Raw genomic sequence first — 12,093 nt, forward strand, 5'->3', positions numbered from 1 at the left:
GTAGATAGATTACAACAAACACAGGATGAAGAAGATTCTATTTTTAGCCGTAGCCGTTTTTATTTCAATAGCACTACAGGCACAGACACATTACAGAATTAGAGGTGCCGTTCCTCAAAGTATTAAGGCGATCAAAGCCGTGATGTCTTATCCTCCTGATGACAAAGGCGGTGAATATCGGGCAGATACAACGCACATTAACGCGGGGATATTTGAGTTTAAGGGAACAATAGGCCGACCGCAATTAGCTGAATTAAACCTCATCATTCCACGCACAAAAGGGGTTACTGCTGAAGAGAATCGTACAGAAGATGGTAGCAATATGAAAAATGTAGCCCTCTTCTATTTAGATGGAAATATCGATATCTCTTTTGATAAGGCAGGGATGGCCTCATATCAAGGAGGAGGATCAGAACAAGAGGGATGGCGAGCATATGAAAAGCTAACAACGGATAAAATGAAGGCTAAGTCTGCGATGGCAGGAGGAATGGAATTCTTTGAGGAGTTGATCTTTGATTTTGTGAAGACTTATCCCGATAGCTATGTGGCTGTCGATCTAATGGACTTGTTTACACAAGGGGCTATCCAACCAGATCTCGTCGAACCCATGTACGACGCACTGAGCAAAAGGATGCAAAACTCGGAGAAGGTGCTGGGGTGGGTAGATAAGCTTGAACAGGCTAAAGTGGCCGTTTCGGGCACGCTATCGGCACCTGAATTTACACTGAATGATGTAGAAGGCAATCCCGTATCGCTGACCGCTTACCGAGGTAAATATGTGTTAGTCGATTTCTGGGCGAGTTGGTGTGTGCCCTGTCGTGCAGAGAATCCGAATGTAGTTGCTGCCTATGAACAGTTTAAGGACAAAAACTTTGAAGTGCTGGGAATTTCTCTGGATACCAAAAGAGAGGCTTGGCTGAAAGCTATTCAGGAAGACAAATTGCCTTGGAAGCAACTGTGTGATTTCAAGGCAGATAAAAGTGAAGTTGCTATTGCATACGATATCTCATCCATACCCGCCAATGTACTAGTCGACCCTAATGGGAAGATTGTAGGTAAAAATTTGCGTGACAAAGCACTTCATGACCGCTTGGCCGAATTACTTAGGTAAGACACGGAACATGTTATTATTTACTACTAAAATAAAGAGAATATGAACAAGGGATTAATTATAGCATTACTGCTTCTATCAGGTAGCGCTTGGGCGCAGCAGGACATTCCTGAAAAATACAATTATCAGAATTTTAAAATTATTGGCAAGGTACAAGAGCAAGAAAAGCAGTATAATGCGATGTTACAGGATTTACCATCCAGTATACTCACTCCAGAAGCAACCAATGTATACCGGGCCGAATTGGCATTTGCATGGTTGGGTAAGGGTAATGTCGAACGGTATGAATACTATAAATCGACTAATCTCGATTTTGATGCACGACAGTTACTCTACGTTGCACAGGCTACAGATAAGCTATTTGATGCAAAGGAGGATTACACTGCTGTAGCGCGGATTTCAGGACAACTTCTAAAAGAAATCAAGGAAGGAACCCAATCGGATGAGCTAGGTCAGGCTGCATTGTTGATGGAGTTAAATGCAGCGGCCAATGCTAAACTGGGGAATATAGAACAAGCAAAAGCCATGATCGAGGCATCTGCCACAGCAGCAGGAAGTGATATGCGGGATAAAAAGTATTTTAAAGATAGCCAGTCCAACTACCTCAATCGTCGTGCTATCGTCATGGCCTCCGCAGGTCAGCATCAGTTGGCATTCGAGATACTAGAAAAGGCTTTTGCCGATGCCGAATCCAATCCTTACATGGTAGCAAATTTTAAAGAAATCTATACAAAGGTAAAAGGTTCGGACAAAGGCTTTGATCAATACCTGAAATCTTTGACAGGCAAAGCGTATCAAAAATACTACAAGGAAATAGAGGCGATATATGTGCAAAACCCAACAATTGAATTGGAGGGGACTATTCCGGATCCGGAAGATAATACGCAAAGCATAACCACTTTCCGCTCTACTCGACCTATGCAAGAGATCACATTGACAGACTTGCAGGAGAAGCCGGTTAGACTGGCCGATTACAATGGGAAGATCTTGGTCATCGATTTCTGGAGTACAATATGTACACCTTGTATTGCGGCATTTTCTGGTTTCGAGCGAGTCATAGCCGACTATAGTAAAGAAGATTTGCAGTTGTTTGTGATTGATCTGTTTGAAGATCACAACACAGTCAAAGGCTATGTAGAGCAGAAAGGTATTACGCTCGATGTACTGCGCGATGAAGAAAATGCAGCATACGATGTACAGGGCACGCCGACAAAGATTGTGTTTGATCCAGCAGGCAATATCCGCTTCTTTAGTACCGGTTATGCCGGATCTACAGATCGAGAGTATTATAAGCTAAAAGCCATGGTCGAGATTACCAAAGCTCGTGCAGCGGCTAAAACTATCGGAGGATAATGAGTATACATAAAAAGAACGATAAGCGTAATAATAACATATTAATGATGAAAAATTTAATTTTCGCCTTATTTCTGTTTTTTGCTTTAGGGGTGCAGGCACAGGAAAGTGAAGAAAAGAACCCTAAATTAGAAGCCTTACAAAATGAAAAGGATAAAGCGGTTCTGGATAAAAAACTCAAAGAACTGGAGGATGGCGATATTGCCAATTGGGGGCTATTGAACCAATATTACGGTCGTGACAAAGCGAAGATCGAAGCTGTCAACCAGCGGATCTTGAAGAAGCATCCTGCGAGTATTGCAGCGCGCATGATCCGGATGCACTCGTTTGACTATGACCAAGGATTGGATGCAGTAGAAGCATTGGGACAGAAGATGTTCAAGGATTATGCGGGCATCAATCTGGATATGGAAAAGACGATGGTCGCTTTGGCCTTTGCCGAAGAACCAGATACTAGTAAAGTCATGCAATACATCAACTTGATTGAAGATCCTTACTATCGCATATTCAGTATTACACTGGCATTAGATATTATTGGTGGTTATAACAGCACGATGACTCTAGATCTAGCGCAAAAGGAATGGCCAACGGCTCTTCAGCTCAAGGATGAAAAGACCTTAAGCAAGGCCCTCGAAGTTGATCCGCAAATGGCATATGTCGAATACCTAACAGCTTACGCCAAGTTGCTTTTTAAAGCCGAAAAATACCAAGAAGCTTATCCATTGACCAAAGAAGCGTACGAGAGATCGAAAGATAGAGAAGACTCTGAAATTGCGGAGAATTACGCTTTCCTTTCCAGTTTAAACGGTCAATATAAAGAAGCTTTACCTATACTAGCTGATGCTGTGAAAAAAGGCAAGTTTGATAAAAAGTATATTGATCAAGTCAGAAAGGGGTATGCTGCACTCTATCCCGGCCAAGATGTGGATGCTTATATTGATGAATTGAAAAAAGACTTCATTGACGAAGTTAAAACCCATGTAGCCACCTTGATGATCAACGAAGCAGCTCCTGATTTTTTTGTGACCGATGTCAACGGCAAAAAGGTATCCTTGGCCGATTTTAAAGGCAAGACCATTGTGTTGGACTTTTGGGCGACCTGGTGTGGTCCCTGTGTCGAATCATTCCCAGCGATGCAAATGGCTGCTGATCGGTACAAGGAAGATCCAAGTGTGAAGTTTCTTTTTATCCATACCTGGGAAAACACGAAAGATCCATTAGCTGATGCCAGCAGCTTTCTGGCCAAGCGCAACTATACCTTCGATCTGTATATGGATCCGAAAGATCCCTCAACAAAACGAAGTCCTGCTGCTGATGCATTCAAAGTAGATGGCATTCCGGCTAAATTTATTATCGATGGTAACGGTCGGGTACGTTTTACCGCTGCAGGTTTTTCGGGCAAAGCCGAAGCAGTAGCAGAAGAAGTTGTGCAAATGGTCGAGATGGCACGTAAGGGCTCTTAATTAGTTTTATTAGACTATTATGGTAAAATATACATTAATAATATTGCTGAATTTTCTGGCATTACATGGATTTTCGCAAAAAAATCATCCTGTCTCGTGGAAAATAGACAGTGTCGAAATCGCACCGTTGACCTACAAAGTACAGTTACATGCGACAGTAAAAGCACCTTATCATATTTACCCCCAGAATTCCTCCGGTGGAGGACTGGGGATGCCCACCGAAATCACCTTTGCCGATGATCCTAATGTGGAATTTGTGGGTAAGGTAGAAGAAAAAGGTTTGGCCGATACGGAGGGCAAGCGTGTACCCTATTACAAGCAAGGGGTTACCTTTTCGCAGGTAATACGATTAAAGTCAGATAAAGCCGTATCGCTCGCTATCAAGCTCAGATATATGGCCTGCAACGACCAGATGTGTCTTCCTCCGTCCAGTAAACAGTTTACCTTGATGATCAATGGCGAGGATACTGGCGAACAAACAGCCGATATCGCAGACGAAAGTATAACGAAGATCGTAACCCTTCGGGATTATGAAGATTTTGAGATGGCTGATATAGAAGGGAACACGGTGTCATCCAAAGATATTACACGCAACAGTAAATATACCTTTATCGATTTTTGGGCCAGCTGGTGTGCGCCCTGTCGTGTGCAGGGACGAGCATTGATACCTCTTTACAACAAATATCAGGCAACGGGTTTTGAGGTTATCGGTGTGTCGTTGGATACCAAAGCCGACGCATGGAAAAAAGCGATTCAACAGGATGGTTATACCTGGACAAATCTAGGAGATCTAAAAGGCTTTGATTCGCCCATGGTAAAAAAATACAACATCGTCGCTATTCCACGCAATTTTATCGTCGATTCCAAAGGGACAGTAGTGGCTCAGGATCTTCACGGTACTGCATTGGAGGCGAAGCTAAAAGAACTGTTTGGTCATTAACTATAAATAAGAACGAAAGACAGATGAAAAAATTGGTTTTATTATTTATGCTGGTTTGGGGTAGTGCTTATGGGCAGCAGCAAGACCCATCAAAATTAGAAGAGCGGTTTTATGCTATTTTAAATGTGGAAGATGCGGAAAGTTTTTACGAGAAACTGATCGCCACTGCTCCCGATATTGCCAACAATGCGACCGCTTTGAGCCAGATCAGAGGACAGTTGGCGGTAGACTGGCTGATAAAAGGCAATATAGAGAAATACCAGTTTTATAAGCAGACCAAGCCAACGTTTACCCCGCTTCAACTGTTTGAACTAAGCAATTATCTTGAAGAATGGGGCGATAGCAATACGAATATACCACTTATCCAACAGCTTTCCAATGAGCTGTTGGTCGAGATTCAAAAAGGAATTCATAACGATCAGTTTAGTAGAGAGTCCGTTCTATTGGCAGTTAATGCCGTGGCCAACGCGCGACTGGGCAACCTGCAGTTAGCAAAAGATCGGATAAAAGAATCTAATGAAAAAGATGTTTTTGGCGCAATTCCTTATTTCAGAAATTCAAAAGCTAACTATTTGAATCGTTATGCTATCATTTTATCTGCTGATGGAGAGCATCAGCGGGCCTTAGATACGCTATCCAAAGCAGTCCGTGAAGGTAACTCGACCATAGCTCTTCGCAAGACACTTCGTGACGTATATCTACAGGTAAATGGCCGTACAAAAGACGTTGATACGTATATCAAACTATTACAAGAAGAAGCCTATCAGAAGATTTACAAAGAAGTACAAAAGGACTGGCAAGCTGCCGGCAGACTGGTGCCTAGTATCCCACTCAAGGATATGAATGGTAAAGAGATTGTTCTTTCCGATTACAAGGGCAAGATTGTCGTTATTGATTTTTGGAGTACGGCATGTAAGCCCTGTGTAGCGGCATTTCCAGCCTTTGAACATATAGTCGATAAGTACAAGGATGAACCTTTTGAGCTTTTTGTTATCAATGTGGGAGAGGATGTTACTACTGCCCGGAATTATATGAAGAAGAAAGGATATGTTTTAGATGTTCTTTTTGATAACAATGAGGCGATCTTTAATGCCTTAGAAGCATTAGGTACTCCTCAGAAATTTATTATTGACACCGAAGGAAGAATTCGTCTTACAGGAATAGGTTATGCGGGATCGGATGATAAAGAATATTTGAAGTTGAAAGCGATGATTGAACTTACAAAAGCGAATACAGAGAGTTTTTAGTACACAGCAGTTGTTGCCCCATATGCTGGAATACCAAAAAATATATGGTAATAGAGCTAAAAAATAAAAAAAATATGGAAAAAAAGCAAGTATTGTACTTCCTTCTTAAAATATGGATGTTTGCTTAAATGGTTAATTAAGAACGATATAAAATCGTCATGGTTTTCAAGAATCACAGTCCTTTTGCAATCCTGGACGAAAGAAACGTTCACCATGTAACAATAGATAAGCAAAATTATTTTACATCATAAATATAGTCGCACAATATGCAAAAACAAAAGAATATCCTGCGGATACTTACGCTTTTCATTGGGTTTAGTGTAGCCTCTTCCGTTCAGGCACAAGACAAGCATAGCTGGAAAGAAGGTCAGTCAGGTGGTTATAGCTACCGCTACGTAAGTAATGACCCCATGAATAGCCGTTTCTACACCCTGAAGAATGGTATGACAGTTATCCTTTCGGAAAACAAGAATGAGCCGCGCATTACTGCCCAAATCGCCGTACGTGTCGGAAGTAATAATGACCCATCAACGCACACGGGCTTAGCACACTACCTAGAGCACCTCCTTTTTAAAGGAACAAGCAAATTTGGCACTTCGGACTGGAATGCAGAGAAAGCACTACTTGACCAAATCGAAGATCTATACGAAACGTATACCAAGGAAACAGACGTGGCCAAACGGAAGTCTATCTATAAAGAAATAGATCGTCTTTCAGGAGAAGCCTCGACCTATTCAATCGCTAATGAGTACGACAAGTTGATGTCCAATATCGGTTCGCAGAATACCAATGCGCACACCTGGTTTAACGAGACCATCTATAAGGAGGATATCCCTTCAAGCTCAATCGATAAGTTCTTATTGATCCAGGCCGAGCGTTTTCGCTATCCTGTATTCAGGCTCTTCCACACCGAGCTAGAGACCGTGTACGAAGAGAAGAACATGAGCCTGGACAATGATGGCAACCGTGCCTCTGAAGCTATGCTACAGGCGCTATTTCCGAAAACGAATTACGGGCAGCAAACCACATTAGGTACCGTAGAGCATTTGAAGAATCCCTCGCTAAAAGTAATCCGTTCTTTCTACGATCAGTATTATGTAGCCAATAATATGGCGATTGTGTTAGCAGGAGACTTTAACTCCGATGAGATCATTAAGAAAGTAGATGCACATTTCGGAAGCTTCCGTGCCGGAAACGCAGTAGCAGACAGCGACATTAAAGAGCAGCCTATACAGCAGTCTAAAATAGTAGAGGTATCAGGCCCTACTGCGCAGTATATGATGATGGGTTATCGTGTTGGCAAGAGCGACAGCCGTGAAGCTTTATTAGCAGATGTAGTCAGCGCAATTTTGGCTAATGGTAAAGCGGGTTTAATCGACTTGAACTTAAGCCAAAAGCAGCGGGTGTTGGCAGCGGGTACGAATGTAAATCAGCAAAAAGATTATGGTTTCTTTATGCTCTATGGCTATCCAAAACAAGGCCAGACCCTAGAGGAAGTACGTGCTTTGTTATTGGAGCAAGTGGCGCTACTAAAAAAGGGAGAGTTTGATGGAGATCTGATCAATGCGATCCGTGCTAATGCTACCTTTGCTTTTCTACAAAGCTTAGATAGTAATAAAGACCGTACCGAAAATCTGGTTACCGATTTTATTCGTACCAGGAGTTCAGGATGGGACCGGCAGGTAGCATTCCTAGATATCCTATCTAAAGTTACGAAGGCCGAGATTGTCAAGTTTGCAAATGATTTCTTTCAGGACAATTATATTGTTGTGAACAAAAAACAAGGCGAGCCGGGCGCCATCGCAAAAGTGGAGAAACCACCGATCACGCCTGTAAAGACAAATGCGGACAAGCAATCCGCTTACCTTGCGGAGATCGCGGCTATGCCTTCTCTACCTGTTTCGCCAGAATGGTTAGATTACAAACGTGATATTGAACACAGCAAAGCAGGGCAAACCGAAGTCCTCTATGTGCAGAACAAAGACAATCAGTTATTCCGCCAGACCTTTCTTTTTGATATGGGAAGCTGGAACCATAAGTTATTGCCTTTAGCAGGGGATTACCTTGCTTACCTCGGTACATATAAAATGACGGCTGCACAGGTACAGGAAGCTTTTTATAAGCTGGCTTGTGATTATAGCATCAATATCGGAACAGAAGAGACACGGATCACGTTAACCGGATTACAGGAGAATTACGGCGACGCTATGCTCTTATTATCCGATCTTCTGAAGCACTGTAAAGTGGATGAGGCAGCTTTGGCCAATCTTAAAAACGATCTCCTACAACAGCGTGAAAACAATAAAACCAATAAACGCAACATTATGCAGGGCCTAATGAGCTATGCGACATACGGATCGAAAAATCCATTTAATGATCAGTTGTCAAGCGATGCCGTAATGGCGATCAAAGGTGAAGAATTAGTAGCGCTCTTACACGGTATGATGGACTATCAACACAAGGTGGTAGCGTACAGCCCTCTTACATTAAAGAGTTATACCACCACATTAGCGAAGTACCATAAATCGCCAAAAACATTCGCTACCATACCCCCAAAAACCAGCTATACACGTTTAAGCCAATCGGAAAATAAGGTGTTGTTTGCGGATTACGAAATGGTACAGGCAGACATCAGTTGGTACCGCAAAGGCGAAGATTACCAAGCCGAAAAGGAAGCAGCTGTTGCATTATTTAACAGTTATTTCGGTGGTGGTATGGGATCTGTCGTTTTTCAAAACCTTCGTGAAGCCAAAGGCTTAGCTTATACGACTTACGCGAGGTACGGTACCCCTGCCAAAAAAGAAGATCCTTTTCAAGCTTCAGCTTTTATCGGTACACAATCGGATAAAATATTTGATGCCGTAAACGGTATGAACGATCTTTTGAATACCATGCCGCGCTCCGAAAAAGCATTCGAGACTGCAAGAAGAAGTTTCTTAAGCGACATCGAGACACAGCGTATCCGTAAAGATGGTATTGTATTCAGCTACTTACAGAACCTTAAAAAAGGCATTGAGCATGACCGTCGCAAAAGCTGGTATGAGCAGGTAAAAACCATGCAATTTGCAGATATCGAAGCCATACATGCAGCTGCGTTAGCCAATAAGCCATACACGTACTGCATCGTAGCATCAGAAAAAAATGTAAGCGATGAGCAGCTTAGCCAGATCGGAAAGCTCACTAAGTTGAGTCTGACCGATATATTCGGTTACTAATCTTATCGTACTTGATAAAAAAACAAAGGGCAGGCATTTCGTCTGCCCTTTGTCTTAGATTGTACTTGGTTTGTTTTAATTCTGCATTAGGCTCTGGCTATGCCAAGGACAAGACTGAAGGTCGAGCAGAAGGTCTGGCTCTGACAGCCTTGGTTTTTATAGCCTATATCGTTGTTGCGAATTTCAATAGGATGTTCAAACGTAGAGTTGGAGTTTCGCCTAGTGAATATGTACGGTTGGGTCCCGTATTCTTAAAAAAACGCCCATAGAAATATCGTTTTCTATGGGTTTCTATAAATAAGATCAGTGTTTGAGCGCTCTACTTATCTGATAATTATTATTGCTTGGCTGTTGTATAGAAGTCGTAAGTTGCTTTTGCAATATCAGCTATAATTTTTTCGTTTGTATCCATATTCTCTTTCGAGTCAGTAACAAAAACACTGATTATAAAGTATTCTCCATTAGGTAAGAAGACTATACCGATATTGTTCACGGCAGCTGTAATTCCAGTTTTTTTATTTGTTCCCGACCAGCCTGTCTTGTGCGCTACGATTGTTTCGGTAGGCAATTGACCTCTTATTCTATTTTGACCAGTAGTTGTTTCCTTGTTTGTTTTCCAAAAAAAGTCATAACTGCTTTTTGAAAGCAGGTTATTCTTATTCTCATAAAATAATTTAAGCGTTTCACTTGCTGCTTTTGGAGTAGTCCAGTTCTGGAACATATTATCCCAGTTCGACTGCATATCTTCTTCGTTGAATCTGATTTGTATATCATTTATGCCATTTTTTTTGATATACTCTTCTACTGTTGTAGGTGTTCCGACAAGCCGTATTAAAGCATCGCAGGCCATATTGTCACTTTGAGAAACAGAGTATTGAATAAGCTTTTCAATAGTAAAACTTCCTCCCTCTGGGTTTTCATCTCTAAGTGGGCTCCAAGAGTCTTTAGCTGGAAGATCACCCTTGCCTATTTCAATTTTCTGATGTAATGAAAACGTTCCCTTATCAATTTCCGACAATACGGCTAATGCGATATGAAATTTAAAAACACTTTGCATAGGAAATCGCCTGTCTCCATTTACGGATAGTGTATCTTTTCCGTTATTTCCGATTATTGAAACTCCGACTACTGCATTTTTGTCGGAAACGACCTCCTCAATTTTACTGCGTAGCGAATTAGTATCCTTGTATGGAGGATTACAACTCGATAAAAAGGTTAAAATCAGAGCGACTAATTGAAATAGTTTATTCATTTTTATTTTATTGTTTTGTGTTTTTTATTAAAAGTTTCTATGATGTACTTTATGATCATCTTTTCTAGATGGTCGGAGTCATGACCATTTTTATTTAAAGTGGTAGACTTGAAAATAGCTTCAATATTTGATGAAGGAATATGATGTCAATGATGAGCTATACACCACTAATTATGCCAATTTTTGTGCGATTTGGGAACCGGATAATAATCTGCTCGTCCGCAGGAATATCATTACGGAAGAGGCCGTCTAAGCTGTCAGAGCTATAAATCAATCTTTCTATTTATATGCTATCTAACCTAATTTCTATATTTGCGAACCAGATTTCGATAAGCATTAACAGTTATTATATGCTTAATGATAAAAAACAAAATACTATGGATAGATTAAAACACTTGAAAACTTTTATCGGAAGAGAATTTACGGAGTCTCCCTCTCCATTTATGCGTTGGTTAAATCCGATAGTGCTTTTGGCAGATGAAGGCCATCTCGAATTTAAGTATACAGTAAGACCCGAATGGCTTAATCCGATTGGTTATCTGCACGGTGGGATCACTGCGGCAATAATAGATGATATTTTAGGCGCTACAATGTTTTCGTTAAATGAAGATACTTTCTATATAACTATTAATAATAATGTTGATTATTTTTCCATTGCCAAAGAAGGTGATATAATCATAGCGGAGACACAAATTGTAAAGAGGGGTCAGCAGTTCGTAAATGCATATTGTGATATATGGAATGAACAGAAAACAAGATTGATAGCTAAAGGTACATCTAATTTATTCAAGACGGCATCAAAACGACCTTAGGTGGATGAGTGAATATTTTTCGCTAGTTTTTCATACCTTTAGCACGTACTAAATATGAGTGCGTACCAAGAACATACGGATCAAACGCTCGTTACTTTACTAAAACAAAGTGATCAGATTGCCTATACAGAGATTTATAACCGTTATATTAAGTTGCTTTACACCTTCGCACTAAAACGACTATCAAATGAACAAGAAGTCGAGGATCTCTTGCACGAAATATTTATGTCGCTGTGGAATAAGCGCGCGGAACTGAATGATAAACAAGCCTTAGCCCCCTATCTTTACAACGCGATCAGGTACCAAATTATTAATATCTACTCCAAAAGAAAACTTTCAGCCCGTTATTTAGACTCCTTTAATCAGTTTCTCCTAAACGAATACCATGTAGACGAGACCGATCATCTTACTAGGCATAAAGAATTGTCAACGTTAATCGAAAAAGAAATAGAAGCCTTACCTCAAAAAATGCGCGAGGTGTTTAATCTAAGTAGAAAATCCGGATACAGCAGGAAGCAGATTGCTGAGGAACTTGATATTTCAGAAGAAACAGTGAAAAGCCATATGCACCATGCGCTTAAAATTCTGAAGCGAAAACTGGGTACTTTTGCTCTTCTTTTTTGTTTATAAGGTGCATCATATTAATGGGTTACCTTTTTGTTGTTTATTTCTTAAAACTTTCTTAATATTTTTTTAACCC

10 protein-coding genes are annotated in these 12,093 nt (G+C 40.9%); 9 read left to right on the forward strand and 1 reads right to left on the reverse strand.

What is annotated here, in order from left to right:
* The first annotated feature begins 25 nt into the window (after nt 1-25).
* From JKG64_RS13855 to JKG64_RS13880, 6 genes are all read left to right on the forward strand, one after another.
* Nucleotides 26-1,111, forward strand: coding sequence for a peroxiredoxin family protein (locus JKG64_RS13855; protein ID WP_210354899.1), 1,086 nt, complete (start codon nt 26-28; stop codon nt 1,109-1,111).
* Nucleotides 1,112-1,153: 42 nt separating this feature from the next.
* Nucleotides 1,154-2,464 (forward strand): TlpA family protein disulfide reductase, encoded by a 1,311-nt coding sequence (locus JKG64_RS13860; RefSeq protein ID WP_210354900.1) that lies wholly within the window; start codon nt 1,154-1,156, stop codon nt 2,462-2,464.
* Between the two features lie 44 nt (nt 2,465-2,508).
* Nucleotides 2,509-3,927, forward strand: a complete 1,419-nt coding sequence (locus JKG64_RS13865) for a TlpA disulfide reductase family protein (RefSeq protein WP_210354901.1) — start codon at nt 2,509-2,511, stop codon at nt 3,925-3,927.
* A 19-nt stretch (nt 3,928-3,946) separates the two neighbouring features.
* Nucleotides 3,947-4,867 (forward strand): redoxin domain-containing protein, encoded by a 921-nt coding sequence (locus JKG64_RS13870; RefSeq protein WP_210354902.1) that lies wholly within the window; start codon nt 3,947-3,949, stop codon nt 4,865-4,867.
* Nucleotides 4,868-4,890: 23 nt separating this feature from the next.
* Nucleotides 4,891-6,114 (forward strand): TlpA family protein disulfide reductase, encoded by a 1,224-nt coding sequence (locus JKG64_RS13875; RefSeq protein ID WP_210354903.1) that lies wholly within the window; start codon nt 4,891-4,893, stop codon nt 6,112-6,114.
* A gap of 266 nt (nt 6,115-6,380) precedes the next feature.
* On the forward strand, nt 6,381-9,329 hold the full coding sequence (locus tag JKG64_RS13880) for a M16 family metallopeptidase (protein ID WP_210354904.1): 2,949 nt from the start codon (nt 6,381-6,383) through the stop codon (nt 9,327-9,329).
* 337 nt (nt 9,330-9,666) lie between these two features.
* Here JKG64_RS13880 and bla read toward each other — a convergent pair whose 3' ends face one another.
* Nucleotides 9,667-10,581: a class A beta-lactamase, subclass A2 gene (gene bla, locus JKG64_RS13885; RefSeq protein WP_210354905.1), complete on the reverse strand. Its 915-nt coding sequence runs from the start codon at nt 10,579-10,581 to the stop codon at nt 9,667-9,669.
* Between the two features lie 130 nt (nt 10,582-10,711).
* On the opposite strand from bla, the gene JKG64_RS23195 reads away from it, so the two are divergent.
* From JKG64_RS23195 to JKG64_RS13895, 3 genes are all read left to right on the forward strand, one after another.
* Nucleotides 10,712-10,834 carry a hypothetical protein gene (locus JKG64_RS23195; protein ID WP_262897769.1) on the forward strand — a complete coding sequence of 41 codons (123 nt, stop codon included), beginning with the start codon at nt 10,712-10,714 and terminating at the stop codon, nt 10,832-10,834.
* Nucleotides 10,835-10,958: 124 nt separating this feature from the next.
* Entirely contained in the window at nt 10,959-11,393 is a 435-nt protein-coding gene (locus JKG64_RS13890) for a PaaI family thioesterase (protein WP_210354906.1), read from the forward strand.
* Between the two features lie 54 nt (nt 11,394-11,447).
* On the forward strand, nt 11,448-12,023 hold the full coding sequence (locus JKG64_RS13895) for an RNA polymerase sigma factor (protein WP_210354907.1): 576 nt from the start codon (nt 11,448-11,450) through the stop codon (nt 12,021-12,023).
* The last annotated feature ends 70 nt before the right edge of the window (nt 12,024-12,093 follow it).

Origin of the sequence: Sphingobacterium tabacisoli, from assembly GCF_017908035.1 — a bacterium.
In the GTDB taxonomy this organism is placed as follows: Bacteria; Bacteroidota; Bacteroidia; order Sphingobacteriales; family Sphingobacteriaceae; genus Sphingobacterium; species Sphingobacterium tabacisoli.